The organism is Bradyrhizobium japonicum USDA 6 (assembly GCF_000284375.1).
In the GTDB taxonomy this organism is placed as follows: domain Bacteria; phylum Pseudomonadota; class Alphaproteobacteria; order Rhizobiales; family Xanthobacteraceae; genus Bradyrhizobium; species Bradyrhizobium japonicum.
Genome location: NC_017249.1, coordinates 4,960,721 through 4,986,716 on the forward strand (window position 1 = coordinate 4,960,721; position 25,996 = coordinate 4,986,716).

The following is a 25,996-nucleotide window of genomic DNA, read 5'->3' on the forward strand; positions in this document are numbered from 1 at the left end:
CGGGTTACAGATACCAGGCCAACACGGCGTCGAGCCTGGCATTGCCGATCACCGGCAGGACGACCATCTGGCTCAGTCCAGAGGCGCTGGCCTGCAAGGCCGCGACCGAGCCGTCACGCGCGAGATCGTCGTTGAGTGCGGGCATGCCGGTGGCCCAGGCCCCGCCGATGCTGCCTTCGCCTTTGGCGATGGATTTCGTCGCGTAGAGCGCGGCGAGGTCGGTCTGCGCGCTGCAATCGCCGGCGCGGAAGACCAGCGCCGAACGGGCCTCGTCCGGGACCCAGATCTCGAAGCGTCGCGCAATCGGGGTCGCCTGCGCCGAGAGGAACGTCAGCACCCAGGTCTGATCGGTGCCGGTCCGGTAGGGGACGCCGACGCCGAGATTGATTCCGACCTTGGCGGCGTCCTCCCAGCGCAGAAAACTCCTGGCATCGTGCAGGTCCTTGATGATCAGCGGCAGGCCGGCTTTCCAGATGCGACCGGGCAGGCCGAAGCCACGCGGAAATCTGGTGTGGCGGGAGTTGAATTCGAACATGTCGGCGGTGCCGTAGTAGCCGTCGACGAGCCCCATCTCATGGGAGGCTTCGGCATCGTTGTGCCAGAGCTCGATCGCGCCGACATGGGCCTCGTCGTCGCCGCAGAACAGCACCATGACGGCTTGCAGGAATTCGCCTGAAAACACCGGCACCGCCACGCCGCAGGTCAGCCCGGCGGCGATGGCCTGATCGGTCCGCTTGAAATAGGAATCGGCGAATCTGGTGAGGATCACGGGGTGGCCGCTGGCCCAGGCCTTGCCGGGAAGCCCCTCGTCGTATCCGAAGTGCAGATCTTCGCTCACGGCCTTGAACGCGGTCAACCCTTCGCCGTAGAGGCCGCCGCCGAATTCCAGCCGTATGCGCGTGCGGTCAGGCACCCAGAGTTCAACGACGCGAATGAAGGTCTTCATCGAACGTGTCCGCCGTCTCAAGCCGCACCAAGCATCGGCCATTTGGCTGCGGAACGGACGTTCAAAATTCAGGCAGGACAGCGCAAACTTCGTGCGGTGGGAGGAGGTCCGCCCGATGGAGTTTCGCGGGACACGAACGGCACCATCTCGCCGGCCTCGGCCGGCGATGGCGATTTTCAATCCTGGCCCGACCTGCCGGCCGGGAATGGTCATGTCAGCCGATCGGCAGGCGGGTGATGGTCGGCCGGTTGTCGGTGATGATCTGCGGCTTGTGCTCGCGCTCGCCGAGCGGCTGGGTCACCGGCAGTTGCAGCACGGTCGCGCGTTGGCCTTCGACCAGCTGCGTCACCAGCACGGATTTGCCGTCGGGGAATTCGATCGCATCATGATGGCGATCGGGAATGTGCGGATCGATCTTGCCGAACTTGCCGACGCGCGAATTGACGGTGCGCGTCCAGATCCAGCGATTGTCGTAACGGACGTTGTCGGCGAAGGCGAGCTCCGTTCCCGGCAGCAGGCAGACCGCGACGGTCGGATCGGCCGCAGAGGCAAAGCCGCGCGTCGAGGTGCCGCGGAAGGTTGTCGTGACGATCGTCTCGCCGACTTCGGCGGGACGCGACGCGACGGCATGCAGGCTGTAGTCACACATCGGGTGCTCCTCAATCGGGATAGCAACCCGCGCCTCTTCTGAGGCGCAGGCCTCTATCAGAGTGGAAGCCCGCGATTATATGCGATGTTGAGGGCAAATCTGCGGCTTGAGTCCGCAGACTGCCATCACAATATCTTTTCCAAATGCACTGGGAACAAAGCCCGTCCCCGTGGATTCTGCGAGCGTCAGCGGCCCGCGGGCGCGGACCAACCCGGATATTGCCAGGCCGGCTGCGACGGTTGGTTGACTGCGTCGCGGGCCTTGCGGGTTTGATCGCTCACGGCGCTGTCCTTGCGGACATGGGGCCGCGATTGCGCGCCCGCGGCCAAGGCTTCCGCGGCCAAGGCTTGCGACGCTGAAGCTGCGATCAGTGCCACTGCAACTGTGCTCAGAACGATCTGGCGCATGACTTCTCCTCGAACCTGAAGGCCGCGAGGCAGGGCTGCTTCGTGCGGCGTGCCGAGGATGTACCGCCGGGGAAGGGGCCGGATAATCTGCGCAAAACCAGAAAGACTATCCAGCCGGAGCGGACAATCGTCCGCTCCAAGCTCGGATCGGCGATGCCGATCTAAAGCGCGCGGGCGCCAAACAACCGATACCGGCGCGTCCGGTATCAGTACTTCCGGTACAGCCCGATCAGCTTACCCTGGATCTTCACCCGGTTGGGCGGCAGGATGCGGACCTCATAGGCCGCATTGGCGGGCTCGAGCGCGATCGAGGCGCCGCGGCGGCGGAAGCGCTTCAGGGTTGCTTCCTCATCGTCGATCAGCGCCACCACGATATCGCCGGTATCGGCGCTCTCGTTGCGCTGGATCAGCGCCATGTCGCCGTCGAGAATGCCGGCCTCGACCATGGAATCGCCGCGTACTTCGAGCGCGTAATGTTCGCCCGAGCCGAGCATGTCAGGCGGTACGCTGATGGTGTGGCTGCGGGTCTGCAAGGCCTCGATCGGCGTGCCGGCCGCGATGCGGCCCATTACGGGGACTGCGACGGGACGCTCGCCCTCATCCGCCGGCGGGCTCGAAGTCGTGCGGACCTTGCCGAGATTGCCTTCGATGACGCTCGGCGTGAAGCCGCGGCGGCTGCCGGCGGCGGCCTGAAGCTCGGGCAGCTTGATCACCTCGATGGCGCGGGCGCGGTTGGGCAGGCGCCGGATGAAGCCGCGCTCCTCGAGCGCGGTGATCAGGCGATGGATGCCCGATTTCGAGCGCAGGTCGAGCGCGTCCTTCATCTCGTCGAAGGAGGGCGGCACGCCGCTTTCCTTCAACCGTTCGCTGATGAACCGCAGGAGTTCGTATTGTTTGCGCGTTAACATCTCGACCAAAATCCCCCGGTTGATGTCGTTCGATTCCGAGACGCTGAATTCAGCAGTAAGCCGCTACATGCTCGAAACAAATCATGAACGGACACTATATGTTCGATACATGTTCCGCAACTGCTTAATTTACAGTGAACGCGACAAAGTTCGCGGAACGCACGCGAACGAAGCGCTCAGACGGGCAGCCGCAAGACCTCGCAAGGTGTGCCGGCTTCGGCTCTCGGCGCGAATGGCGCGCGCACGAGAAGTGCCTGTGCCACAGCGAGATTCGCAAGCAGCGAGGAATCCTGGTGATTGACCGGAAGGGCGAGGAGCGTGCCGTCGTCGCGCAGCTCGAGGCGCGCGCGGAGGTAATCCTCGCGCTGGTCGTTGGCGCCGACGTCGCGGCCGAGCACCGCGCGTTCGCGGCGGTGATGAATCATCGAACGGCCCGAAAGCGCGCGAATCAACGGCACCATGAACAGGAAGCCGCAAACGTAGGATGACACGGGATTGCCGGGCAGGCCGATCACGCGCATCGCGCCGAGCCGCCCGTTCATCATCGGCTTGCCCGGCCGCATCGCGATCTTCCAGAACGCCATCGAGATACCTTCGTCCCTCAGCGCCTGTTGGACCAGATCGTGGTCCCCGACCGACGCGCCGCCGGTCGTGATCAGGATGTCGGCGCCGCTCTCCCGCGCGCGGCCGATGCCCGCGGTGGTGGCCTCCAGCGTATCGGCGGCAACGCCGAGGTCGATGGTATCGGCGCCCTCGCTGCGGGCGAGCGCGTGCAGGGCGTAGCCGTTGGAATAGACGATCTGGCCGGGACCGGGCGTGGTGCCCGGCATCACCAACTCGTCGCCGGTCGCGAGGATCGCGACCTTCGGGCGTCGTCGGACCGGCAGTTGCGGGTAATTCATGCCGGCGGCGAGCGCGAGGTCGCGCTCGGTGAGCCGGGCTCCCTTGCACAGCAGCACCTCGCCTTCCGAGAAGTCGACGCCGGCGGGGCGGATGTGCCGCCCCGTTACGGCGGCTTCCTTGATCGTGATTCGCTTGCCGTCCGCGACCGTATCCTCCTGGATCACGACCGCATCAGCGCCATCGGGAACGACACCGCCGGTGAAGATACGCACGGCCTCGCCGGCGCCGACCGATCCCGCAAACGGGCGGCCCGCCGCGACCTCGCCGATCAGGGTGAGCTGGGAGTCGATCTTCGCCGCATCGACCGCGCGCACCGCATAGCCGTCCATTGCCGACATCGCCTGCGGCGGCTGCGTGCGCCGCGCGGCGACGTCGCGCGCGAGCACGCGGTGAAAGGCCGCGTCGAGCGCGATCACCTCTTCAGGCAGCGGCTCTGCGCCCGCCAGCACCGCGGCGAGCGCGTCGGAAACCGGCATCAGGGCCACGGGTGAAAACTCCTGCTGGGCCCGTTCGGGCAAATCGGCGGCGAGAGTTCTAGCCGAGTGCAGGCGCAGAGGCAAAACAGCGGCCGAGCAGGATGATTTATCCTGCGTCATCTGTTCTGCGATGAAGGGGGTGCATCAAGTCCGTCGCGGCATGATCCGGAAGGCGAGACAGACCGGTACGAGGATGGCCATGGCGAGGACGAGAAAGACGAGAGCCACGGCCAGCATCGGTCATCTCCCCGACGGCTTGTACGGACTGACGTCCGGCGCTGCGGGGCCCTGATCCTTGTCGGGCAGCGGATCGGCCTGGGATTTCAGGTCGGCGGCCTTGCTGATCAGCTTGGCGGAAAGCTCAGAATCCGATGTGGTCCTGGCGAATTTCATCAGCAGAGAGGCCTGCTTGGTAAGGTAGGTTTTGCCCAACACGACGATAAGCCCGATGTAGAATTCCCAACGGACTCATGAGTCCTGAGAGGGGTAATCGTTCCGGGAACTCCGTATAAAAATGCGCAAAGGGTTTTGGTTCCTCGCCCTCCAGCAAAATAGTTCCATTCGCGGCCCGTCGGCTTGCCGGCCAGAGGTCAGATTCCGAGCGCCTTGAGGGCGTTCCCGACGTCGCGGGGCGAGGTCACGTGGACCGTGGTCAGGCCGCGCGACCGCGCTCCTTCGATGTTCTCGGCAAGATCGTCGAAGAACACGATACGGTTCGCGGGCACGCCGATCGCGGCCACGACATGGTCGAAGGCCTCCACATCCGGTTTGCGCAGGCCGATGCTGGACGACAGATACAGGGCGCGGAAATGGCCGAGCAGGCCGGCATATTCCTTCGAGAAATGGTCGACATGCGGCCGGTTGGTGTTGGAGAAGGCGTAGAGCGGCAACTGCTTTGCCGCACGCGGCAGCAACTCGGCGATGTCTGGCATCTCGCCGGCGAAGATCGCGTTCCAGCCCTCCAGGAACTGCGCGTCCGAAATGCCGATCCCGAGCGAGGCGCGCAGCGAGTCAAAATAGACCTCGTCGCTGATCTTGCCGACCTCGTGCAGCCGGTAGGCTTCGCTGTCCCGCACATAGCGCGCGACGATGGCTTCCGGCTTGCAGCCGGCATGTCCCGCCCAGCAGGCGATCGCCTTGGAGAAATCGATGTCGAGCACGACGCGCCCGAGATCGAACAGGAGCGCGTCCGCGCTGCCGGGAGAGAGCGAGCTCATTGCATCCTTTCACTCAATATCGATAGGGGTCGTGGTCGAACAGCGGGAACGCGCTGAATACGCTCGGCGCATTCGTTGCGGTCGCCTGGTGCAGGCAGGACTTGTCGACCTCGGCAAACGAGGTGGCGCCCAAAAGGCCGAGGCAGCGCAGCACCTCGTCCTCGAGCAGCTCCAGCATTCGCCTCACGCCGGCTTCGCCGGCCGCGGCCAATGCCCAGCATTGCAGCCGGCCGATGCCGACCATGTCCGCGCCCGCCGCGATCGCCTTGACGATGTCGGTGCCGCGGCAGAAGCCGCCGTCGACCATGATCTTGGCGCGTCCCTTCACGGCCTCGACGATCTCGGGCAGCACATGCATGGCGCCGCGGCCGTGATCGAGCTGGCGGCCGCCATGGTTGGAGACGTAGATCCACTCGACGCCGTGATCGACCGCGATCTGGGCGTCCTCGGCGGTGGCGATGCCCTTCAGGATGAGCGGGATCTTGAACTTGTCCTTGATCATCTTCACGGTCCGCCACTCCAGGCCCTTCTGGTAATCGCCGCCGGTGGCGCGCAGGCGGCTCTCGCGAACATAGCGCTTGGCAATGTCACGTTCGCGACGGCTGTAATGGGCGGTGTCAACCGTCAGGCAGAAGGCGGCGTAGGCATTCTTCTCGCTCCGGCTGACGACATCGGCGACGAAATCGTCGTCGCCGCGCACATAGAGTTGATAGAGCCGTAGCGCATCGGGGGCGGCCTCGGCGGTCTTCTCCAGGCCGGGCTCGGACACCGAGCTCAGCATGTGCGCCGCGCCGAAGCTGCCGCAGGCGCGGGCGACGCTCGCTGCGCCGTCCGGATCGAAGATCTCCAGTGCGCCGACAGGGGCCAGCACCACCGGCAGCCGCATCCTGCGCCCGAACAGCTCGACCGAGCCGTCGACCTCGCGAACGTCGCGCAGCACGCGCGGCCGGAAGGCGATCTCGTCCAGCGCCATTCGGTTCCGGCGCATCGTGGTCTCGGTCTCGGCGGCGCCGACGATGTAGTCCCAGGCGTTCTGGTTGAGGTTGGCGCGCGCCTTGCGGATGAATTCGTGCAGGTTCTGGAATGGCTCGGCGCTGGCGCCGAGTTCGACGTTCCTTTCCGGCCGGATGCGGGGCGCGTCGTTCATTGTTGTCCTCCCGAGAATTTGAAGCGTTATTGTCATCGCGTATCGTGTCCGGCCCTCCAAAACCATCCTAAAATCGCATAGCTGCGAGGCGTGGGCCGGCCGGCCGATTCCCGCCTTGCGCGAAACGGTCTCGGAACGTTGCCAAAAGTTTAGGCCCGGGCGAAGGGATTTTTACGATGCACCCGCCGGCGTGGCGTCCCGGCCTTGAAGAAACCAGAATGGTATTGTGAACAGCGGGCTGGATCGCCATTTGCATGGCGCCTGCCAAGCCAAAGCAAAGCTCCAAGCAAGAAGGCCAGCCTATCCATGCGGAAAAACCTGCTGTTCCCCCTGGGCGCACTCACGGGAGCGTGTCTAACCCTTCTGGTCGCCAGCCCGCACGGTGGAGTATGGGCGGCACGGGCGGCAGCAAGCGCGGATGATGCCTATTCCCGGCTCAATCTGTTCGGCGAAGTGTTCGAGCGGGTGAAGGCGAGCTATGTCGAGAAGCCCGACAATTCCAAGCTGATCGAAGGCGCGATCACCGGCATGGTGACCTCGCTCGATCCGCATTCACGCTACATGAACGACAAGGCCTGGACCGAGATGCAGGAGACCACCTCCGGCGAGTTCGGCGGGCTCGGCATCGAGGTCACGATGGAGGACGGCCTGGTCAAGGTCGTCTCGCCGATCGACGACACGCCGGCGTCCAAGGCCGGAATCATGTCCGGCGACCTCATCAGCAAGATCGACGGCGATGCCGTGCAGGGCATGACGCTCGAGCAGGCCGTCAACAAGATGAAGGGGCCGGTCGATACCCAGACCAAGCTCACCATCGTGCGAAAGGGCGCCGACGCCCCGCTCGACGTCGCGATCAAGCGCGAGATCATCCATGTGCGTCCGGTGCGCTTCCACGTCGAGAACGGCGACATCGGCTATATCCGCGTCACCTCGTTCAATGAGCAGACTACCGACGGCCTGAAGAAGGCGATCGCGTCGATCTCCAAGGAGGTCCCGCCGGAGAAGCTGGTCGGCTACGTGATGGACCTGCGCAACAATCCGGGCGGTTTGCTCGACCAGGCCGTCTCGGTGTCGAGCGCCTTCCTTCAGCGCGGCGAGGTCGTCTCGACCCGCGGCCGCAATCCCGAAGAGACCCAGCGCTTCACCGCGCATGGCGGCGACCTCACCAAGGGCAAGCCGCTGGTGATTCTGGTCAATGGCGGCTCGGCTTCGGCCTCGGAGATCGTCGCAGGCGCGCTGCATGACCACAAGCGTGCCACGATCATCGGCACGCGCTCGTTCGGTAAGGGCTCGGTGCAGACCATCATTCCGCTCGGCGCCGGCAATGGCGCGCTGGCGCTGACCACGGCGCGCTACTACACGCCGTCGGGCCGCTCGATCCAGGCCCAGGGCATCGCGCCCGACATCGAGATCCTCCAGGATGTGCCGCCCGAGCTGAAGGGCCGGATGGACACAATGGCGGAGTCCCAGATGCGCGGGCACCTGTCGGCCGCCGATGGCACCGAGCAGACCGGATCGCAGTCCTACGTCCCGCCGGAAGAGAAGGACGACAAGGCGCTGCATGCGGCCTACGACTTCCTGCACGGCGTGACCGCGAATGCGGTCGCCGCCAAGCCTGCGCCGAAGGCGGCGGTACCGAACTAAGCCTTACGACGTTCAGATATCGCCCGGGAGCGGATGACCGCTCCCGGGCGAATTCGTGCGGTGACGCTTCGAATTGTTGGGAAGACCGCCCTAGCTGGCCTCGCGGCGCCGGCTTTCCTCGCCGCCGCGCTGGGCGAGGCGGCTGCGATGCAGCGCGAACAGCTCCAGCACCTTGTCGGCCGGTTTTGCGGCACTGAACAGATAGCCCTGCATCTCCGAGCAGCCGAGCGCACGGAGCAGGCGCTGCTGCTCCTCGGTCTCGACACCCTCGGCCGTGGTGGTCATGCGGCGAGCGGCAGCCAGGTTGACGACGGCCTGCACGATGCTGGCGGAGCCGTCGGGACCGGCGATGTCGCTGACGAAGCAGCGGTCGATCTTGATCTTGTCGAACGGGAAGCGGTGCAGATAGCTCAGCGAGGAGTAGCCGGTGCCGAAATCGTCGAGCGCGATGCGCACGCCGATGGCGCGGAGCTGATGCAGGATCGCAAGCGCGGTGTCGTCATCGCGGATCAGCACGGCCTCGGTGATCTCGAGCTCGAGCCGGCTCGCCGGCAAATTGGAGGCGGCAAGGGCCGCCATGATCTTCAGCGCCAGCGTGCCGCTCTTGAACTGCACCGGCGAGACGTTGACGGCGAGGCGGATGTCGTCGGGCCAGTTGGCGGCATCGCGGCAGGCCGTGGCCAGCACCCATTCGCCGATCTCGTTGATCAGGCCGGTGTCTTCGGCGATCGGAATGAATTCGGCGGGCGAGACCATTCCGCGCTCGGGATGGCGCCAGCGCACCAGAGCCTCGCAACCGGTGATGCGGTCGTCCTTCAGGGCGAGGCAGGGCTGGTAGTAGACCTCGAGCCCGCCTTCGAGCCCACCTTGGGCGATGGCGTGGCGCAGATCGATCTCGAGCTGCCGCCGCTCGCGGACCTTGGCGTCCATCTCCGGCTCGAAGAAGCGATAGGTGCGGCGTCCGGCGGCCTTGGCGGCATACATCGCCATGTCCGCGTTCTTCAGGATCTGGTCCAGCGCGGTGCCGTGTCGTGGCGCCAGCGCGATGCCGATACTGGCGTCCGTGGTGAGATGATGGCCCATGCAGTCGAACGGCGCGCGGATGGCCTGGAAGACCCGCGCGACGAGCTCGTCGACCTGCTCCAGCGACGTCACCGCGCTCTGTACGATGGCGAATTCGTCGCCGCCGAGCCGCGCCACGAAGTCCTGCGGACCCGCGCAGCGGCTGAGGCTCGTCGCGATCGATTTCAACAGCTCGTCGCCGACGAGATGGCCGAGCGCGTCGTTGACCCCCTTGAACTCGTCGATGTCGATGTAATGCACCGCGATCTCTTCGCTACCGGCGATGGCGGCGAGCCCCGCGCGCAGATGCTCGTGGAACATGGTGCGGTTGGGCAGGTCGGTCAGCGCGTCGTAATGGGCGAGGTGGGTGATCCGCTCCTCGATGCGCCGGCGCTCGGTGACGTCCTCGTGGGTCGCCACCCAGCCGCCGTCCGCGAGCGGCTCGTTGAGGATGTGGATCGAGCGCCCGTCGGAGGTGTCGATCACCATGGAGTTGCGCACATGGATGTCGCGCAGCACACGGACGACATAGTCGCCGATGTCGCCACTGAACGAGCCGGTCGCCTTGCGGTGGGCGATGATGTCGTGGAAGCTGGAGCCGGGCTTCACTACCTCGGCTGACAGGCCGTACATCTCGATGTAGCGCTGGTTGCAGATCACCAGCCGTCGCTCGGCGTCGAACAGCAGCAGGCCCTGCGTCATGTTGTTGACGGCGCGGTCGAGGCGCTGCTTCTCCAGCGTCAGCCGTTCGCGGGAGGAGCGGTGCTGCTCCAGCAGCTTGCGCACGATCGCGATCAGCACGCCCGCGATGGCGAGCGCGGAGGCGCCCGCAACCGAGATCAGGATGCCGATCTGCTCGCGCCAGTCCGTCAGCGCCGCCGCGCGCGTCGTGGTGGCCATCATCAGGATCGGGAAGTGGGGCAGGGCGCGCGAGGAGATCAGACGGTCTTCTCCGTCAACGGGGCTCATGAAGCGACCGGCGAAGTGATCGAGCCCGAAGATCCTCTGATGCTCGAACGGGCCGGTCTTGAAATTCCTGCCCATCAGCTCGCCGGAATGGGGATAGCGAGCGAGCAGCGTGCCGTCGCGATGCAGCATCGAGATCGTGGCGCCTTCGCCGAGCACGACGGAGGCGAAGAACTTCTCGAAATTGGCCGGTTCGATGCCGCGTCCGACCACGCCCATGAACTCGCCGTTCGGTCCCACGATCTTGCGCACGATCAGGATGGTCCAGGCGCCGGAGACGCGGCTGTGCACCGGCTCGATCAGCACGTTCGGCGAGTAGGGATCGTACTTGAAAGTGCGAAAATAGGCGCGATCGGCGACGTTCACTTTGGGGGCCGGCCACGCCGTCGAGGAGTTGATCAGATTGCCCTCGGCATCGATGATGTTGACGCCGCCCATGTAGGGCAGCGCCTCGATCTTCGAGCGCAGCATCCGGTGGACGTCCTGGCCGGAGAGGCGTTTGCGATAGTCCTCGGCGCTTGCGATGCCGGTTGCGCGGACGTGGTCGACGAAATCCTTCTGGATGACCGCGAAATCCTGCAACTGCTGATCGAAATGATGAGCGAGCAGAAGGACGGTGTTTTCCAGCTCGCGCCCGCTGTTGCGCAGCGCGCGCTCTCGGAAATTCTGCGCCATCAAGACCGAGCCAATGGCGATGGCCGCGATCAGCAGCGTGCCGCCCACCACCAGCCAGCGGATCGGTCCGCTGCGCACGAAGACCTGGTCAAAGAGGCGACTGCCGTATTGCGTCATCATGTCGATCGTTGCCGTGCACACGTCAGGATCGCTTCTTGATCCCGAGAACATCCGTTGGTTTACGGAAACGGTGTGGAGGTGAAGTTAGGAAGCTCGGTTAATGCGACATGAACGGCCGCGTACAAAAGCAATCAATGCGCGCGACGCAAGGCGTGCAGGAATTGCCGGAAGCTCTCGCGATGCCGGTCAATTCCTGCCGATCGTGCCACGGTCAACCAAGGCTTAACCATCTAAGGTGTTGGCGATCCACACGTCGGCATTGGCACGTGATTTGCGAACATGCCTGCCAACGACACAGAGAGGACACGACGATGACAAACGCCTTGAAGAAGTTCCTCGCCGACGAGCGTGGTGCGACCGCGATCGAATACGGTCTGATTGCCGCCGGCATCGCGCTGGCCATCATTTCCGTCGTGAACGGCATGGGCTCCAAGCTCAACGCCAAGTTCGGGTCGATCAGCTCTTCGCTGCGCTGATCGCGTGAGCTCCGCCGCGCGCCAATACCGTCACCACGATCAGCGCCGCGACGACGTTTGCGGCGGCGCTCATCAGGATCGGCAACGTATAGCTGTGGTTGACATCATAGGCGAAGCCGGCCGCACTCGGACCAACCAGCGTGCCGAACGCCACGCTGGTGTAGAGAATACCAATGATTCCGCTGACGTTGCGTCCGCCAAAATAGTCCATGACCACAGCGGGCAGCACCGCGACCCAGCCGCCGTAGAACACGCCGTAGACGAAGGCAAAAGCGGCGAGGGTCCAGACATCGGCGGCGACCGCCCAGATCGCCATCGCGAACGCCATTCCGACCAAAACCATGATGAGCGAGCGGTCGCGGCCCATCCGGTCGGCGAGCGCGCCGAGAAAGAAGCGGCCTGCGGTGCTGCCGGCCCCGATCACGCCGAGCAGCAGCACCGCAGAGGACGCCGCGACCCCGTGGTCGCGCGCGTAAGGCACGAGATGGACGAACGGGACGAAGGCGCCGAACGAGCAGATCAGACACGATGCGTAGAGCGCGACAAACCGCGTCGACCGGACGGCCTCGCGCACCGTAGCGCCGCCGGCATTGCTTGCGCCCGCGGCCTCGCGAGGCGGATCTCCGTCGGGTCCGAGGCCGCGGTGCTTCGGATCGTTCTCGATCAGCAGTGACGCTCCGCCGCCCAGCAGCAGCGCGATCGCGCCCAGCACCAGATAGGCGCCGCGCCAGCCCACCGATGCGATCAACAATGAGGCGAGCGGCGGCATCGCCAGCGTACCGAGCCCGATGCCGCTCACCGCGAGCCCGGAGGCAAAGCCGCGGCGCTTGACGAACCAGCGTTGCACCGCGCCGATCGCGGGAACATAGGCGCAGCCCAGGCCGAGGCCGACGCCCAGCCCGTAGGCGAGATAGACCTCGACAAGGGAACGTGCCGCGCTCGCGGCCGCAAGTCCGACCGCGATCAGGATCATGCCGGCGACGGCCAGCGGACGCGAGCCGAGCCGGTCGGCGAGGGGACCGCTGACGAGCCCGAGCGCGAAGTACAGAAAGCCCGCAATCGAAAACACCAGCGAGATCGAACCGCGCGAGGCGCCGAAATCGCGCTGGAGCGGCTCCAGAAATGCGCTGAACGTGTAGGCGGAGCCGAAGCCGACGAACATGACGGCAAACGCCGCCGCGACGACGAACCAGCCATGGAAAATGCTTCGCTGAGCGAGCGTGGATTGAACGGTCAATGCTGCCTCCGCGAGACGAGGGAAGGATGGCGACGATGCCAGGGCGTGGCCCGCTGGAACGCCGCGCCGGCGCGCACGAGCGTGGCCTCGTCGAGATCAGCGGCGACGAGCTGGAACGCGATCGGCAGTCCGTCTGCCGATGCACCACCCGGAAGCGTGATCGTGGGATGACCGGTCATGTCGAACGGGCAGGTGTAGCGCTGCAGCTTCGCGATCAGATCCGGCTGCTCGCCGAGCGTCTGGATCATGGCGAGCGTCACCGGCGGGAACGGGTGTACCGGGATCAGCAGCAGGTCAATGGTCTCGAACAGTGCGGTGACACGGCCGCGCAGCGCCAGCCGCCGCAGCAGGATCTTCTGATAATCGAGAGCGGAGAGCGCGCGACCGGCCTCGATCAGTGAGGCGAGCATCGGACCATACTCATCCTTGCGGGGCAGGATAGGTCGCCTCGTGCGCGACCGCAGCTTCCACCGCACAATTCGGTGTCCAGTCGGCAATCGCCTGCATGACGTCGGGAAATCTGACATCGACGATGCCGGCGCCGAGCGCGCGGAACGCATCGATGGCGTCTGCCAGCACGCGCTGCGTCGCAACGTCCACGTCGTCGCTGTTCCAGGCGGCATCGACGCCGATCCGCAAGCCTTGCACGTCCTGCGCGGCCGCTGCCAGATAGTCGGGCACCGGATTGAACACCGAGGTCGGGTCGTTGGGGTCGTGTCCGGCAATGACGCCGAGCAGCGCGCCCGCATCGGCCGCGCTGCGGCCGATCGGTCCGACATGGTCGAGCGTCGCAGCCAGCTCGAACGCGCCGTGGCGGCTGACGCGACCCCAACTCGGCTTCAATCCGGTCAGCCCGTTGGCGGCGGAGGGCCAGCGGACCGAGCCGCCGGTGTCGGAGCCGAGCGAGCCGAAGCAAAGCCCGGCAGCGGTTGCGACCGCCGAGCCACTGGACGAAATGCCCGGCCAGTAACTCGCATTCCACGGATTCTTCGGCGGCGTCACCAACGGATGGTGGTCGGAATAGGCGCCCTCGGTGAGTTGCAGCTTGCCGAGTATCACGGCGCCCGCGTCCTTGAGCCGGCGCACGACGGTTGCGTCTTCGCTGGGACGAAAGTCGCGATGAAGCGTGGTGCCGGCCGCCGTTGGAATGCCCTTGGTCCAGAACAGGTCCTTGACCGCAATCGGCACGCCATGCAGCGGGCCCCGATACCGGCCCTGTGCGATTTCGGCGTCCGCGGCCTTTGCCTCTGCGATGGCCGTTTCCGCCATCACGTGAACGTAGCTGCCGAGATCCCGGTCCATGGCGTCGATACGGTCGAGTTGCGCGCGCGTCACGTCCAGCGCGGAGATGTCGCGCGCCTTGAGGCGTGCTGCGAGCGCGGTGAGTTCGAGATAGTGCAGGGCGTCGGCCATCGGCTCGGGGTCTCCGTTCTGGTGATCGCAATGGGCGCTCGATCCCGAAGGATTCGACACCAGTATAATTAGGATACAGGTGTTGCTTGCTGTCAACCAGTAAATCTGTTTTACTGGTGTTCCAGTTTTTGGTGTTTCGATGTCGAAAGAGTCGCGCAAATTCCAGGTTCCCGACACGCTGGCGAACGTCTACGATTTCGCCAACACGCTCGATGTCCGCCACTTCACGCATTTCGGCGTGGAGCACCCGGAGAGCGATGAGCTTGGCGGGCCGAAGGAACTTGCGGACTGGATGCGGGAACGCGGCCTTGGCGCCGAGGGCGGGCGTGTCACGCCCGCGATGTTTGAGACTGCGCTAAGACTGCGCGGCGCCTTGCGCGCCTATCTGCAATGCGAGCCCGCCGAGCGGCCCCGGAACAGGAGCGTTCTCGGCACTCTCAATGAGGCGCTCGCGCCGTTTCCGTTGCGGGTGGAGGCGCGCGCAGGCCGTGGCGCGATGCTGTCGGCAGCGCGCGAGGATGCGCTCGCAGGCCTGTCGGCCATCGCGATCGAGCTCCATGACGCAACGCTTGTGGGAACGCTGGACCGGCTGAAGATGTGCGCGTCGGAGGAATGCCGCCGGGTGTTCTTCGACCGGTCGAAACCATCGACGCGGCGGTGGTGCATGTCGACACTGTGCGGCAACCGGATGAAGACGCGCGCCTATCGCGAGCGGCAGCGCGAGGCGAAATAGATCACGCGGCGCTCAGGCGCGGTAGTGACCCGACTTGCCGCCGAGCTTCTCGACCAGGTGGATGCCCTCGATGCGCACGCCGCGTTCGACCGCCTTGATCATGTCGTAGATGGTGAGGCAGGCGACCGACACCGCCGTGAGCGCCTCCATCTCGACGCCGGTCGGGCCCGTCACCTTCACGCTGGCGCGGACGAGGCAGCCTGGCAGATTCGGGTCGGGCTCGATGTCGACGGTGACCTTCGATAGCGCGAGGGGATGACAGAGCGGGATCAGCTCCGAGGTGCGCTTGGCCGCCATGATGCCGGCGATGCGCGCGGTGCCGAGCACGTCGCCTTTCTTGGCGTTGCCCGAGACGATGAGATCAAGCGTCGCCTTGGTCATGACGACGTGGCCTTCGGCGACCGCGAGCCGCTCGGTCGCGGGCTTGTCCGACACGTCCACCATCCGCGCCTCGCCGGAGGCTCCGATATGGGTGAGGACAGGGCCGGCTTTCGTCCTGGATTGCCTGGCCTTGGCGGGCTTGCGCGCCATGTCAGCGCGTACCCGTCGCGCGCGGCGCGTTCTCGCGCGCGAGCAGCGTGCGGGTGGCAGCGGTCACGTCGGCCTGGCGCATCAGGCTCTCGCCGACCAGGAAGGTCGACATGCCGACGCGCTCGAGCCGGGCGAGATCGGCGGGCGTGAAGATGCCGCTCTCGCCGACCATCAGCCGTTCCGCTGGGATCAGCGGCGCCAGGGTCTCGCTGGTCGCGAGCGTGGTCTCAAAGGTGCGCAAATTGCGGTTGTTGACGCCGATCATCGGCGAACGCAGCTTCAGCGCACGGTCGAGCTCGGCGCGGTCGTGGATTTCGATCAGGACGTCCATGCCGTAGGCGAGGGCGGCGTCCTCGAGATCCTTGGCGGTGGCATCGTCGAGCGCGGCCATGATGATCAGGATGCAGTCGGCGCCATGCGCGCGCGCCTCAATCACCTGATAGGTGTCGAACAAGAAATCCTTGCGCAGCACCGGGAGCGACGTCGCCGCGCGCGCCGCCACCATGAAATCGAGATGGCCCTGGAACGAGGGCGTGTCGGTCAGGACCGACAGGCAGGCCGCACCGCCGGCCTCATAGGCCTTGGCGAGCAGCGGCGGATCGAAATCGGCCCGGATCAGCCCCTTCGACGGCGAGGCTTTCTTGACCTCGGCAATCAGCGCGTAGTCGCCGTTGGCGTGCTTGGCCTTGATCGCGCGGACGAAGCCGCGTGGGGCTCCCTGCGCCTTGGCCCTGGCCTCGACTTCCGAGAGCGGCTGCGCGCGCTTGGCGGCTGCGATCTCTTCGCGCTTGTAAGCTTCGATCTTGGTCAGGATGTCCGACATGTCAGGCTCAGCCGTTCGAGACCGCGATCAGATGCTTCAGCCGCGCGCTCGCCGCGCCGCTGTCGAGCGACTTCGCACCGAGCGCAACACCCTCCTTGAGGTCCTTGGCGTGCCCGGCCACGACCAGCGCAGCGGCGGCGTTGATCAGCGCGACGTCACGATAGGGGCTCGGCTTGCCGTCGAGCACGCTCTGCAAGGCGATCGCGTTGGCGTCGGCGTCACCGCCCCTGAGCGCACCGGGATCGCAGCGCGGCAGGCCGGCGTCCTCCGGCGTGACCTCGAAATTCCGGATCTCGCCATTCTGGAGCGCGGAGACGAAGGTCGGGCCGGTGAGGGTGATCTCGTCGAGGCCGTCGGAGCCATGCACCACCCAGGCGGATTCCGAGCCGAGGTTTTTCAGCACCTGCGCCAGTGGCTGCACCCATTGCCGCGAGAACACGCCGACCATCTGGCGCTTGACGCCGGCCGGGTTCGACAACGGGCCGAGCAGATTGAAGATCGTGCGTGTCGCGAGCTCGACCCGGGTCGGGCCGACGTTCTTCATCGCCGGATGGTGGGCAGGGGCGAACATGAAGCCGATGCCGCATTCGCGCACACAACGGCCGACTTGCTCGGGTCTGAGATCGATCTTCACGCCGAGCGACACCAGCACGTCGGCGGCGCCCGAGCGCGACGACAGCGCGCGGTTGCCGTGCTTGGCCACCGGCAGGCCGGTGCCCGAGACGATGAAGGACGCGCAGGTCGAGACGTTGACTGAGCCGGAGCCGTCACCGCCGGTGCCGACGATGTCGACGGCGTCCGCGGGCGCGTCGACTGTGAGCATCTTGGAGCGCATCGCCGAGACCGCGCCGGTGATTTCGTCCACGGTCTCGCCGCGCACCCGCAGCGCCATCAGGAGGCCACCCATCTGCGAGGGCGTGGCCTCGCCGGACATCATGGCGTCGAAGGCGGAAGCCGCTTCGTCACGCGACAGGCTGGCGCCGGTCGCCACTTTTCCAATGATCGATTTCAGGTCGTCCATCGCGTGCTTTCAACTCACTGGTTCGCGCCGGTCACCTGCGCGAAGGCGGCCTGATTAATGGTGGTCCCGATGTCGGTTTCAAGCTTGTTGACGTAGGAGGCGACCTGCTCGTCGGTCAGCGCGCGGACGAGGCTGTCCTTCAGCTTCTTCACCGCGTCGGACGCGGCGTCGACCGCGGGTTCGACGATGTCGGTGACGCGGAACACGATCACCTCGCTGCCGCCGCTCACGGCGGTCTGGCCGACCCCATCCTTCGCGGTGCGGAAGGCGGCCGCAACGACGTTGGCGGGCACGCCGGCGGGCGAGTCGTCGCGCTTGAAGCCGGAGGCGGTCTCGACCTTGGCGTTGATCGCGGCGGCCTCGTCAGCGAGCTTGCCGCCCTGTTCGAGCTTCTGCACCATTTCGGTCGCCTTGGTCTTCAGCTTGGCGGCGATCTGGTCCTGGCGCCAGCGCGCCTCGACCTGGTCGCGCACCTCGTCGAGATTGCGGTCGCGCGAGGGCGTGATGGCGAGCACGTCGTACCAGACATAGCCGCCCTTGAACGAGATCGCGTCGTTGTCGACGCCGACATCGGTGTTGAAGGCCTGCGACACCACGTCGAGGCCCTGCGGGATGCTGGTGACCGGCTGGCCGTTCGGGGCGCGGCCGGAGCGGTCGACGGCATCGATGGTCACGGCCGTGAGGCCGAGCTTCTGCGCCGCGTCGATCACGCTGGCGCCGCCGCCGCGCTCGTCTTCCATCTTGTCGCGGAGATCGTTGACCTTGACGCGGGCGCGCTCGGCGGCGATCTCGCGCTTGATGTCACCGACGAGGCTGGCGTAGTTCGCTTCACTGCCCGGTTCGATCTTGTCGACCTTGACGATGGACGTGCCGAGACGGCCCTGGATCGGCTGGCTGATCTCGCCCGCGGGAAGCGCGAATGCGGCATCGCCGACCGCGGGGTCGAGCGACGATTTGGTCACGAGCCCGAGGTCGACATCGGAGCTGCTCAGCCCGCGCTCCTTGCCGAGGTCCTCAAACGACATCCCGCCGGCGAGACGCTCGCGTGCGGCCTGCGCCTCGGCGACGTTGGGGAATACGATCTGATGGATCTGGCGCTTCTCCGGCGTGCCGAGCCGGTCCTTGCGCTGGTCGAACACCTTCTTGGCGTCCTCGTCTGAGACCTCGCTCCATTTGCCGATCTCTTCCGGCGAGACCACGACGAAGGAAATCTTGCGATATTCGGGCGCGCGAAACTGGACCTTGTGATCCTCGAAATAGGCGGCGAGGGCTTCGGGCGAGGGAGCGTCGATGGTGCCGGCCTGCGCGGCGTCGAGCCTGACGAATTCGATCGCGCGCTGCTCGTTCTGGAAGCGCGTCAGCACGTCGATCATGGTCTTCGGCGGTTCGAGGCCGGCACCGATCGTGCCGGTGATCTGCCGGCGCAGCGACACCTTGCGCTGCTCGGAGACATAGCGCTGCTCGGTATAGCCGAAATTGCGGATCACGGCCTGGAAGCGGTTCGGATCGAAGCTGCCGCCGACGCCCTTGAAGTTGGGGTCGTTCATGATGACCTGGCGGATCTGCTCGTCGGACTGGCCGAGCCCGAGCCGGCGGGCTTCTTCGTCGAGGGCGGCCTCCGCGATCGTCTGCTGGAGCACCTGGCGGTCGAGGCCGAAGGCACGCGCCTGGTCAGGCGTCAGCGGCCGGCCGAACTGGCGGCTGATCTGTTGCAGCCGGTCGGTATAGGTCTGCCGGAACTCGTTCAACGAAATCTCGGTGCTGCCGACCTTGGCCACCGTGGACTGGCCGAAGCCTTTGAAGATGTCTGCGATGCCCCAAACGCCGAAACTGATGATCAACACGCCCATCACCACGGCCATAATGGTCTTGCCGAGCCAGTTTGATGAGGCCTTGCGCATTCCTCGAAGCATTTGGTCCAACTTGTTTGGCAGGAGGGGAACGGGAGCGCGTCTTAATGCAGATTCCGCAAAAGCGCGTCACCAAATTGATCAATCATCATAAAGTGGCGGCTTTCCCCCCGCAACCTCGGGCCACGCGGTCCCTCGACGCTGCGGTTAAAGCCCTCAGCTCTCTGGAACTGCCGCGACAGCTCTGCTAGCGCATGCACAAACCTCATTTTGCTGGAAATTGACATGACCGACGCCAACCGACCGCTGATCGCCGGCAATTGGAAAATGAACGGCCTCAAGGGCTCGGCTGCCGAATTCGACGCCATGCTCAAGGGGGCGGCAGAGGTGGCCGCCAAGGCCGACCTGCTGGTCTGCCCGCCGGCGACCCTAATCACGGCCTTCGCCGACAAGGCGCGCGGCAGCAAGGTCGCGGTGGGGGCGCAGGATTGCCATCCCAAGGCCTCCGGCGCCCATACCGGCGATATCGCCGCCGAAATGCTGGCCGATGCCGGTGCGACCGCCATCATCGTCGGTCATTCCGAGCGTCGCGCCGACCACGGCGAGGGCGATGCCCTGATCCGGCAGAAGGCCGAGGCCGCCTGGCGCGCCGGCGTCACCGCGATCGTCTGCGTCGGTGAGACGCAAGGCCAGCGCGATGCCGGCCAGACCCTCGACATCCTGCGCGGCCAGCTCGACGGGTCGCTGCCGGACGGCTCGACCGCCGCCAACCTGGTCGTGGCCTATGAGCCGGTCTGGGCGATCGGCACCGGCCTGACCCCGACGGCCCAGGATGTTGAGCAGATTCATAGCTTTATCCGGGAACTTCTGACCTCCCGGTTCAGGGCGGACGGGGCCAGGATGCGCATCCTCTATGGCGGCTCGGTCAAGCCGTCGAACGCGGCCGAGCTGATGTCCGTGAAAAACGTCAACGGCGCGCTGGTCGGCGGCGCCAGCCTGAAGGCGGCCGATTTCCTTGCGATTGCGAAGGGCTGCCCCTAGCTAATCTCAAAGCGCGGCTGTGGCCGATCGGGGGTGGCAATGCCTCTTCCGATCGTGTAACACCGCGCAACTTCAGGAAAACTCGCGAAGCGCGATCGGCCGCCGTCTCGGCGCTGTCGGCTTGTGACGGAAGGACACTATGCAGACCGTTGTCATCGTCATTCACCTCATGATCGTCGCCGTTATGATCGGCGCCGTCCTGCTCCAGAAGTCGGAAGGCGGCGGCCTCGGCATGGGTGGAGGCGCGGGCTTCATGTCGAGCCGCGGCACCGCGAACCTTTTGACGCGGACCACCGCGATTCTGGCTGCGGGCTTCTTCCTCACCAGCCTGTTCCTGTCCTGGCATGCCGGCTACAGCCGTGCGCCTACGTCGATCATCGGCGCGCCGGCGTCCCAGACCCAGCCGGCCGGAGGCGCTCCGATCGCGCCGCCGACCTCGGGCGGCATCCTGGATTCGCTGAAGAAGGCCGACGAACAGCAGCAGAACCAGGCGCCAGCCGGCCCGCAGGTACCGCGCTCGCAATAAAGCAGGGGGCCATGCAGGGCGACTTCTACCGTCCTGCATCAAAAATCCCCATCAAGGCTCTGTCACCACTCTTAGTTCTGGCTCACCCACAGGCCCGCAAATTATTTGGGGCGGAATACGAATCGCTTTGGCGAATCGAATTCGAGGGATTAGAGGTTAAGTCCCATGGCGCGGTACATATTCATCACCGGCGGCGTGGTCTCCTCGCTCGGCAAGGGTCTGGCTTCAGCGGCACTCGGTGCCCTGTTGCAAGCCCGGGGCTACAAGGTTCGCCTCCGCAAGCTCGACCCCTATCTCAACCTCGATCCCGGAACGATGTCGCCGTATCAGCACGGCGAAGTGTTCGTGACCGATGACGGCGCGGAGACCGATCTCGATCTCGGTCACTACGAGCGCTTCACCGGCCGGCCTGCGACCAAGCAGGACAACATCACCACCGGGCGCATCTACCAGGACATCATCTCCAAGGAGCGCCGCGGCGATTATCTCGGCGCGACCATCCAGGTGGTTCCGCACGTCACCAATGCCATCAAGGAATTCGTCCTCTCCGGCAATGACGATTACGACTTCGTGCTGGTCGAGATCGGCGGCACCGTCGGCGACATCGAGGGCCTGCCCTTCTTCGAGGCGATTCGTCAGCTCAAGAACGAGCTGCCGCGCGACCATGCCGTCTACATCCATCTGACGCTGCTGCCTTACATCCCGAGCGCGGGCGAGCTGAAGACCAAGCCGACGCAGCACTCGGTGAAGGAGCTGCGCTCGATCGGCATCCAACCGGACATCCTGCTTTGCCGCACCGACCGCGAGATCCCGAAGGAAGAGCGGCGCAAACTGGGGCTGTTCTGCAACGTGCGCGAAAGTGCTGTGATCGAGGCGCGCGACGTCGACAACATCTACGCCGTGCCCGAGGCCTATCACAATGCGGGCCTGGACGACGAAGTGCTCGCCGCCTTCGGCATCGGCTCGCGGATTCCGCCGGAGCTGCGAAGCTGGCAGCAGATCAACGAGCGCGTCCGCAATCCCGAAGGCAACGTCACCATCGCCATCGTCGGCAAATATACCGGCATGAAGGATGCGTATAAGTCGCTGATCGAGGCGCTCTCGCATGGCGGCATCGCCAACAAGGTGAAGGTCAATCTCGACTGGATCGAGAGCGAGATATTCGAGAAGGAAGATCCCGCGCCGTTCCTCGAACACGTCAACGGCATTCTGGTGCCGGGCGGCTTCGGCCAGCGCGGCGCCGAAGGCAAGATCCGCGCGGCGCAGTTCGCGCGCGAGCGCGACGTGCCGTATTTCGGCATCTGCTTCGGCATGCAGATGGCGGTGATCGAGGCCGCGCGAAACCTCGTCGGCATCGAGGACGCCAACTCCACCGAGTTCGGCCCGACCAAGGAGCCGCTGGTCGGCCTGATGACCGAATGGCTGCGCGGCAACGAGCTCGAGAAGCGCTCCAAGGCCGGCGATCTCGGCGGCACCATGCGTCTGGGCGCCTATCCCGCGGCGCTCAACCGCGGCAGCCGCGTCTCGCAGGTCTATGGCGGCGCGACCGAGATTTCCGAGCGCCACCGCCACCGCTACGAGGTCAACACCGCCTACAAGGACCGCCTCGAGCAGCACGGGCTGAAATTCTCCGGCCTCTCGCCCGACGGCGTGCTGCCGGAGATCGTCGAGTACGAGGATCATCCCTGGTTCATCGGCGTCCAGTTCCACCCCGAACTGAAGTCGCGGCCCTTCGAGCCTCATCCTCTCTTCGCCTCGTTCATTCAGGCGGCGATGGTGCAGAGCCGGCTGGTGTGATGCCTCAGGGCGCCGTGGTGTAGTCGCGCACGAGGTGCATCGGCGTCGGTGCGACCGGCATTGAGGCATCAGGCGCAAGGGTCTCCGTGACGATCTTCATCTGCGGCCGTCGCGTCAGCTTGTAGACGGCGGCCGGCGGCACGTTCAGCAAGGCGCGGTCCACCAGCTTTGCCCGCAAGCCCAGCCGGTCGAGCACCGGCCGCGGCACTGGGCAGTTCATCCCGTAGGTGAACTGATAGAAGGCGCCCCCCGGGCGGATGTAACGGAACGCACCGCCAATGATGGAGACGACCTTGCGCGTCGACATATTGAGCAGCGGCAGGCCGCTGACGACGGCGCCGACCGGTGCGCCGTCATAGAGCCGCTCCGTCGTGAGCCGTCCTGCATCCATCCACAACACGCGCGCGCCGGGAAAACGGATTTGCAGGAGCTTCGTGAAGTCCGAACCGTATTCGATCAGCGTGAGGTCCTGCTGGCGCACGCCGCGTTTCAGGAGCTTGTAGGTGAAAGCGCCGGTGCCGGGGCCGAGCTCGAGGATCGGGCCGGTCGTTGGGGTGATCTCGCGGGTGATGAGATCGGCCAGGGCAGCGCCCGAGGGCGCGATCGCGCCGACCCGCCGCGGGGCCGACATCCAGGACAGGAAGAATGAGAGGAAATCGTTGGGCATGCGCACTCCGGCATTTCGATTGCGCCTCGCAAATCAGAGGTGAGGCGGTCGAAGAGTCGCCTGAGCGCATTGCGACAGCATTGCGCTTGGGACGCAGGGACGAATTGAATCAGCCCTGTTGCAGGGGTGGCAGCGTCATCCTGAAGCACGCACCGCCGTGCGGTCCGTCCAGGACCGAAACGTGGCCGCCATGGAGGAGCATGATCTCGTGCACCATGTTGAGGCCGAGGCCGGCGCCGCGATCGAGCGGCGTGAGCCGGTAGAACGGCTCGAAGATCAGCTCGCGCTGATCGGCCGGAATGCCCGCGCCCTCGTCGGTGACCTCGATGCTGGCGGGACGGCTGACGCGAATGACGATCGTGCCGCGGCGAGGGCCGTGCTGGATGGCATTCTGCACGAGGTTGGTCAGCGCGCGTTCGAGCGCGGCCGCGTCGCCGAGCACGTCGATCCGCGCCGCAAGTGCGTCGAAGGACAGCTCATAGCCGGCCGCAATCGCCAGCGGTGCGAGGTCGGCGGCAACGCCTTGCGCGACGGAGACCAGGTCGACCGGCACGAATGGATGCCCGCAACGGTCGAGCCGCTGGATATCCAGCAATTGCTCGGCAAGCGTCGCGAGCCGCGCCGCATCCTCGATCAGGCGGGTCTTGTCCGGTCCCGACGGCAATGACTCCAGCCGCGTGTTCAGGATCGCGATCGGCGTCCGCAGCTCGTGCGCGGCGTCGGCAACGAAGCGCTTGTGGCGGGCGTAACCCTGATCGAGCCGCGCGAGAGCGTCATTGACTGCGGCCACGAGCGGCACGACCTCAAGCGGAATCTGCTCCACCGACAGCCGCGCGCCGCGCTGATGGATCTCGATCCGCCGGGCCTGGTCTGCAGTCGCATCCAATCCTCTGAAAGCACGCTGCACGACCATCGGCGTCGCGATGAACGTCGCGGTCCCCATCAACAGCAGGCCGGGGAGCGCGATGCCCAGCAATACCAGCGACGTCGTGAACACTGCCTTGGCGCCGCTGAGCTTACCCTGCGTCGCCGTGATGACCTGCACGTTGCCGGCGGCCGTGTCGATGCGTTTCAACCGCGCCGCCGGCTTGCGTGGGTCGTCCTCGAGGAGCTGCCAGCCGAGCCGCGCCTGGCTGATCTGGTCGAGGGCGCCGCCGATCCCGGCGAATTCAGCCGGCGCGGAGCCTTCACTGAGCGAATGTCCCTGCCTGTCGCGAACCAGCAACCAGAGGTCGGGGGTCTCCTCGCGCAAGGCTTTCAGCTCGGCCGTCGGCCGCAGCGTCAGGCCGCCGGCTGGATCGCGCGCGAGCGCGCTCTGCACGACGTCGATCACGCGGTCTTCGTCCCGTTGGACCAGCACGAAGCCTGTAGCGCACAGTGCGCCGATGATGACGACGACCAAGGCGACCAACAGCGCGGCCTGGAGCGAAAGCAGGCGCCAGCTCAGCCGAGAGCGCAGGCAATATGGGTCGGCGTGCCTGCTCACGGCAGTTTCTTCAGGAGATAGCCGACGCCGCGGATGCCGTGGATCTCCACGTGCGCATCGGCTTCGGCAAGCTTGCGACGCAGCCGCGAGACATGCGTATCGAGTGCGTTCGACTGGATCTCGTCGTCGAAACTGTAGACCGCTTCCTCCAGCGCCGATCGCAGCACGGTCCGGCCCATACGGCGGACCAGGGCTTCGAGGACAAGGAGCTCCCGCCTCGGCAGTTCGAGCGGAGCCCCGTCGACGCTCGCCTCGCGATGGCCGAAGTCGAAGGCGAGGCGGCCCGCGCGAATGACATCGGGCTGAAGTCCGGCGGGCCGGCGCAACACCGCGCGCAGGCGTGCCAGCAATTCCTCCACCGCGAATGGTTTTGCCAGATAGTCATCCGCCCCGCTGTCGAGCCCAGCGACGCGGTCGGCGAGCTCGCCGCGTGCCGTCAACACGATGATCGGCACACCGTCGGCGCGCGCTCTCAGTTTCGGAATCAGGGCAAGACCATCGCCGTCGGGCAGCTGACGATCGAGCAGCACGGCGGCGTGCACGTCGGCGGAAATGGCCTCTTCGGCCTCGGCAAGCGTTGGCGCGTGATCGACGATCATGTCGTACCGCTTGAGCGCCGAGGCCAACGCCCCGGCCATCTCCGCTTCGTCCTCGACGAGCAAAATCCGCATGATCCGCACCTGAGCCTCAACCGAGGCGTTGTAGCGGCAGTATCATTGCGGCAGCATTACGGGAACCGGGGGCGATCGGGGCCGGCAAGCCATGCGCCAGACGCCGCGGGCGGTATCGGGCAGGGCCGAAGACACCGTCACGGCCAGCCGTTATAACCCCCGACGTCATCAGGGAGGAACAAGAATGATCTATGAAATGCGCATCTACCGTTGCGTGCCCGGCCGCCTGCCGGCGCTCCTGAAGCGGTTCGAGACGGTCACGCTGAAGCTCTGGGAGAAGCACGGCATCAAGCAGGCCGGGTTCTTCACCACGCTGATCGGCGAATCCAACCAGGAGCTGACCTATTTCCTGGCCTGGGACTCGCTCGCCGACCGCGAGGCGAAGTGGGGCAAGTTCATGACCGACCCGGACTGGATGAAGGCACGCGCCGAGAGCGAAGCGGACGGCCAGATCGTCGGCAACATCGTCAGCCAGATCCTGACGCCGACCGCCTTCTCGTCGGTCAAGTAGCGGCTCCCGCACGGCGCGCGCCGGGCCCCCCGGCGCAACCCTGATATTCTGACAGCCCGGGCCGAATGGGGTTGATCCGCCCCTCATCGCCGC

General features: G+C 65.7%; 26 protein-coding genes. 7 read left to right on the forward strand and 19 right to left on the reverse strand.

The window, feature by feature from the left end; translation table 11 throughout:
• Positions 1-4: 4 nt before the first annotated feature.
• The 8 genes from BJ6T_RS23495 to BJ6T_RS23530 form a co-directional block, all read right to left on the reverse strand.
• Positions 5-946 carry a GAF domain-containing protein gene (locus BJ6T_RS23495; protein WP_014494966.1) on the reverse strand — a complete coding sequence of 314 codons (942 nt, stop codon included), beginning with the start codon at positions 944-946 and terminating at the stop codon, positions 5-7.
• Between the two features lie 214 nt (positions 947-1,160).
• A complete protein-coding gene (locus tag BJ6T_RS47360; protein ID WP_014494967.1) occupies positions 1,161-1,595 on the reverse strand; it encodes a hypothetical protein in 435 nt (144 codons plus the stop codon).
• Positions 1,596-1,780: 185 nt separating this feature from the next.
• A complete protein-coding gene (locus BJ6T_RS23505; protein ID WP_014494968.1) occupies positions 1,781-2,002 on the reverse strand; it encodes a hypothetical protein in 222 nt (73 codons plus the stop codon).
• A gap of 206 nt (positions 2,003-2,208) precedes the next feature.
• Positions 2,209-2,910, reverse strand: a complete 702-nt coding sequence (gene lexA / locus BJ6T_RS23510; RefSeq protein WP_014494969.1) for a transcriptional repressor LexA — start codon at positions 2,908-2,910, stop codon at positions 2,209-2,211.
• 176 nt (positions 2,911-3,086) lie between these two features.
• The gene (locus BJ6T_RS23515; RefSeq protein WP_014494970.1) at positions 3,087-4,298 is read right to left on the reverse strand and encodes a molybdopterin molybdotransferase MoeA; all 1,212 of its coding nucleotides are present in this window, start codon (positions 4,296-4,298) and stop codon (positions 3,087-3,089) included.
• Positions 4,299-4,529: 231 nt separating this feature from the next.
• Positions 4,530-4,724 (reverse strand): hypothetical protein, encoded by a 195-nt coding sequence (locus BJ6T_RS23520; protein ID WP_014494971.1) that lies wholly within the window; start codon positions 4,722-4,724, stop codon positions 4,530-4,532.
• A 155-nt stretch (positions 4,725-4,879) separates the two neighbouring features.
• Complete coding sequence (locus tag BJ6T_RS23525) at positions 4,880-5,506, reverse strand: HAD family hydrolase (protein WP_014494972.1); 627 nt, start codon at positions 5,504-5,506, stop codon at positions 4,880-4,882.
• Between the two features lie 13 nt (positions 5,507-5,519).
• On the reverse strand, positions 5,520-6,653 hold the full coding sequence (locus BJ6T_RS23530) for an alpha-hydroxy acid oxidase (RefSeq protein ID WP_014494973.1): 1,134 nt from the start codon (positions 6,651-6,653) through the stop codon (positions 5,520-5,522).
• Positions 6,654-6,959: 306 nt separating this feature from the next.
• Here BJ6T_RS23530 and BJ6T_RS23535 point away from each other — a divergent pair, with 306 nt between their 5' ends.
• Positions 6,960-8,297: a S41 family peptidase gene (locus BJ6T_RS23535; RefSeq protein WP_014494974.1), complete on the forward strand. Its 1,338-nt coding sequence runs from the start codon at positions 6,960-6,962 to the stop codon at positions 8,295-8,297.
• A 90-nt stretch (positions 8,298-8,387) separates the two neighbouring features.
• On the opposite strand, the gene BJ6T_RS23540 is transcribed toward BJ6T_RS23535, so the two are convergent.
• A complete protein-coding gene (locus tag BJ6T_RS23540) occupies positions 8,388-11,120 on the reverse strand; it encodes a bifunctional diguanylate cyclase/phosphodiesterase (protein ID WP_028169467.1) in 2,733 nt (910 codons plus the stop codon).
• Between the two features lie 311 nt (positions 11,121-11,431).
• Between BJ6T_RS23540 and BJ6T_RS23545 the strand changes: the two genes are divergently transcribed.
• Positions 11,432-11,596, forward strand: coding sequence for a Flp family type IVb pilin (locus BJ6T_RS23545; RefSeq protein WP_014494976.1), 165 nt, complete (start codon positions 11,432-11,434; stop codon positions 11,594-11,596).
• Here the strand turns inward: BJ6T_RS23545 and BJ6T_RS23550 are convergent.
• The 3 genes from BJ6T_RS23550 to BJ6T_RS23555 are packed head-to-tail and all read right to left on the reverse strand — an operon-like array spanning position 11,577 to position 14,246.
• The gene (locus BJ6T_RS23550; protein WP_014494977.1) at positions 11,577-12,833 is read right to left on the reverse strand and encodes an MFS transporter; all 1,257 of its coding nucleotides are present in this window, start codon (positions 12,831-12,833) and stop codon (positions 11,577-11,579) included. The genes BJ6T_RS23545 and BJ6T_RS23550 overlap by 20 nt on opposite strands.
• A complete protein-coding gene (locus BJ6T_RS49420; RefSeq protein WP_014494978.1) occupies positions 12,830-13,243 on the reverse strand; it encodes an amidase family protein in 414 nt (137 codons plus the stop codon). Before BJ6T_RS49420 ends, BJ6T_RS23550 begins: the two co-directional genes overlap by 4 nt.
• A 10-nt stretch (positions 13,244-13,253) precedes the next feature.
• The gene (locus tag BJ6T_RS23555) at positions 13,254-14,246 is read right to left on the reverse strand and encodes an amidase (RefSeq protein WP_014494979.1); all 993 of its coding nucleotides are present in this window, start codon (positions 14,244-14,246) and stop codon (positions 13,254-13,256) included.
• A gap of 139 nt (positions 14,247-14,385) precedes the next feature.
• On the opposite strand from BJ6T_RS23555, the gene BJ6T_RS23560 reads away from it, so the two are divergent.
• Positions 14,386-14,979 (forward strand): CGNR zinc finger domain-containing protein, encoded by a 594-nt coding sequence (locus tag BJ6T_RS23560; RefSeq protein ID WP_014494980.1) that lies wholly within the window; start codon positions 14,386-14,388, stop codon positions 14,977-14,979.
• 12 nt (positions 14,980-14,991) lie between these two features.
• Here the strand turns inward: BJ6T_RS23560 and moaC are convergent, their stop codons facing one another.
• From moaC to BJ6T_RS23580, 4 genes are read right to left on the reverse strand one after another with little or no spacing between them, the layout of a single operon-like run.
• On the reverse strand, positions 14,992-15,510 hold the full coding sequence (gene moaC / locus BJ6T_RS23565; protein WP_014494981.1) for a cyclic pyranopterin monophosphate synthase MoaC: 519 nt from the start codon (positions 15,508-15,510) through the stop codon (positions 14,992-14,994).
• A 1-nt stretch (position 15,511) separates the two neighbouring features.
• Positions 15,512-16,333 (reverse strand): indole-3-glycerol phosphate synthase TrpC, encoded by an 822-nt coding sequence (trpC, locus tag BJ6T_RS23570; RefSeq protein ID WP_014494982.1) that lies wholly within the window; start codon positions 16,331-16,333, stop codon positions 15,512-15,514.
• Positions 16,334-16,340: 7 nt separating this feature from the next.
• A complete protein-coding gene (gene trpD / locus BJ6T_RS23575) occupies positions 16,341-17,354 on the reverse strand; it encodes an anthranilate phosphoribosyltransferase (protein WP_014494983.1) in 1,014 nt (337 codons plus the stop codon).
• A 14-nt stretch (positions 17,355-17,368) separates the two neighbouring features.
• Positions 17,369-19,267, reverse strand: coding sequence for a SurA N-terminal domain-containing protein (locus BJ6T_RS23580; RefSeq protein WP_028169469.1), 1,899 nt, complete (start codon positions 19,265-19,267; stop codon positions 17,369-17,371).
• Between the two features lie 222 nt (positions 19,268-19,489).
• On the opposite strand from BJ6T_RS23580, the gene tpiA reads away from it, so the two are divergent.
• The 3 genes from tpiA to pyrG all read left to right on the forward strand — a co-directional run bounded on the left by tpiA (position 19,490) and on the right by pyrG (position 22,568).
• Positions 19,490-20,245 (forward strand): triose-phosphate isomerase, encoded by a 756-nt coding sequence (tpiA, locus tag BJ6T_RS23590; protein ID WP_014494985.1) that lies wholly within the window; start codon positions 19,490-19,492, stop codon positions 20,243-20,245.
• 139 nt (positions 20,246-20,384) lie between these two features.
• Entirely contained in the window at positions 20,385-20,771 is a 387-nt protein-coding gene (gene secG / locus BJ6T_RS23595) for a preprotein translocase subunit SecG (protein WP_014494986.1), read from the forward strand.
• A 165-nt stretch (positions 20,772-20,936) separates the two neighbouring features.
• The gene (pyrG, locus tag BJ6T_RS23600) at positions 20,937-22,568 is read left to right on the forward strand and encodes a CTP synthase (RefSeq protein WP_014494987.1); all 1,632 of its coding nucleotides are present in this window, start codon (positions 20,937-20,939) and stop codon (positions 22,566-22,568) included.
• Positions 22,569-22,572: 4 nt separating this feature from the next.
• Here the strand turns inward: pyrG and BJ6T_RS23605 are convergent, their stop codons facing one another.
• The 3 genes from BJ6T_RS23605 to BJ6T_RS23615 all read right to left on the reverse strand — a co-directional run bounded on the left by BJ6T_RS23605 (position 22,573) and on the right by BJ6T_RS23615 (position 25,392).
• Positions 22,573-23,235: a class I SAM-dependent methyltransferase gene (locus tag BJ6T_RS23605; RefSeq protein WP_014494988.1), complete on the reverse strand. Its 663-nt coding sequence runs from the start codon at positions 23,233-23,235 to the stop codon at positions 22,573-22,575.
• A gap of 109 nt (positions 23,236-23,344) precedes the next feature.
• Entirely contained in the window at positions 23,345-24,721 is a 1,377-nt protein-coding gene (locus tag BJ6T_RS23610; protein ID WP_014494989.1) for a sensor histidine kinase, read from the reverse strand.
• A complete protein-coding gene (locus BJ6T_RS23615; RefSeq protein ID WP_028169471.1) occupies positions 24,718-25,392 on the reverse strand; it encodes a response regulator transcription factor in 675 nt (224 codons plus the stop codon). Before BJ6T_RS23615 ends, BJ6T_RS23610 begins: the two co-directional genes overlap by 4 nt.
• Positions 25,393-25,576: 184 nt before the next feature.
• Here BJ6T_RS23615 and BJ6T_RS23620 point away from each other — a divergent pair, with 184 nt between their 5' ends.
• A complete protein-coding gene (locus BJ6T_RS23620) occupies positions 25,577-25,903 on the forward strand; it encodes an NIPSNAP family protein (protein WP_014494991.1) in 327 nt (108 codons plus the stop codon).
• The last annotated feature ends 93 nt before the right edge of the window (positions 25,904-25,996 follow it).

What these genes read in the sequence shown, in the direction of transcription:
- BJ6T_RS23495 (WP_014494966.1), bottom strand. Translation starts at nt 946, where the DNA reads ATGAAGACCTTCATTCGCGTCGTTGAACTCTGGGTGCCTGACCGCACG.
- BJ6T_RS47360 (WP_014494967.1), bottom strand. Translation starts at nt 1,595, where the DNA reads ATGTGTGACTACAGCCTGCATGCCGTCGCGTCGCGTCCCGCCGAAGTC.
- BJ6T_RS23505 (WP_014494968.1), bottom strand. Translation starts at nt 2,002, where the DNA reads ATGCGCCAGATCGTTCTGAGCACAGTTGCAGTGGCACTGATCGCAGCT.
- lexA (WP_014494969.1), bottom strand. Translation starts at nt 2,910, where the DNA reads ATGTTAACGCGCAAACAATACGAACTCCTGCGGTTCATCAGCGAACGG.
- BJ6T_RS23525 (WP_014494972.1), bottom strand. Translation starts at nt 5,506, where the DNA reads ATGAGCTCGCTCTCTCCCGGCAGCGCGGACGCGCTCCTGTTCGATCTC.
- BJ6T_RS23530 (WP_014494973.1), bottom strand. Translation starts at nt 6,653, where the DNA reads ATGAACGACGCGCCCCGCATCCGGCCGGAAAGGAACGTCGAACTCGGC.
- BJ6T_RS23535 (WP_014494974.1), top strand. Translation starts at nt 6,960, where the DNA reads ATGCGGAAAAACCTGCTGTTCCCCCTGGGCGCACTCACGGGAGCGTGT.
- BJ6T_RS23540 (WP_028169467.1), bottom strand. Translation starts at nt 11,120, where the DNA reads ATGATGACGCAATACGGCAGTCGCCTCTTTGACCAGGTCTTCGTGCGC.
- BJ6T_RS23545 (WP_014494976.1), top strand. Translation starts at nt 11,432, where the DNA reads ATGACAAACGCCTTGAAGAAGTTCCTCGCCGACGAGCGTGGTGCGACC.
- BJ6T_RS49420 (WP_014494978.1), bottom strand. Translation starts at nt 13,243, where the DNA reads ATGCTCGCCTCACTGATCGAGGCCGGTCGCGCGCTCTCCGCTCTCGAT.
- BJ6T_RS23555 (WP_014494979.1), bottom strand. Translation starts at nt 14,246, where the DNA reads ATGGCCGACGCCCTGCACTATCTCGAACTCACCGCGCTCGCAGCACGC.
- BJ6T_RS23560 (WP_014494980.1), top strand. Translation starts at nt 14,386, where the DNA reads ATGTCGAAAGAGTCGCGCAAATTCCAGGTTCCCGACACGCTGGCGAAC.
- moaC (WP_014494981.1), bottom strand. Translation starts at nt 15,510, where the DNA reads ATGGCGCGCAAGCCCGCCAAGGCCAGGCAATCCAGGACGAAAGCCGGC.
- trpC (WP_014494982.1), bottom strand. Translation starts at nt 16,333, where the DNA reads ATGTCGGACATCCTGACCAAGATCGAAGCTTACAAGCGCGAAGAGATC.
- trpD (WP_014494983.1), bottom strand. Translation starts at nt 17,354, where the DNA reads ATGGACGACCTGAAATCGATCATTGGAAAAGTGGCGACCGGCGCCAGC.
- BJ6T_RS23580 (WP_028169469.1), bottom strand. Translation starts at nt 19,267, where the DNA reads ATGCTTCGAGGAATGCGCAAGGCCTCATCAAACTGGCTCGGCAAGACC.
- tpiA (WP_014494985.1), top strand. Translation starts at nt 19,490, where the DNA reads ATGACCGACGCCAACCGACCGCTGATCGCCGGCAATTGGAAAATGAAC.
- secG (WP_014494986.1), top strand. Translation starts at nt 20,385, where the DNA reads ATGCAGACCGTTGTCATCGTCATTCACCTCATGATCGTCGCCGTTATG.
- pyrG (WP_014494987.1), top strand. Translation starts at nt 20,937, where the DNA reads ATGGCGCGGTACATATTCATCACCGGCGGCGTGGTCTCCTCGCTCGGC.
- BJ6T_RS23605 (WP_014494988.1), bottom strand. Translation starts at nt 23,235, where the DNA reads ATGCCCAACGATTTCCTCTCATTCTTCCTGTCCTGGATGTCGGCCCCG.
- BJ6T_RS23615 (WP_028169471.1), bottom strand. Translation starts at nt 25,392, where the DNA reads ATGCGGATTTTGCTCGTCGAGGACGAAGCGGAGATGGCCGGGGCGTTG.
- BJ6T_RS23620 (WP_014494991.1), top strand. Translation starts at nt 25,577, where the DNA reads ATGATCTATGAAATGCGCATCTACCGTTGCGTGCCCGGCCGCCTGCCG.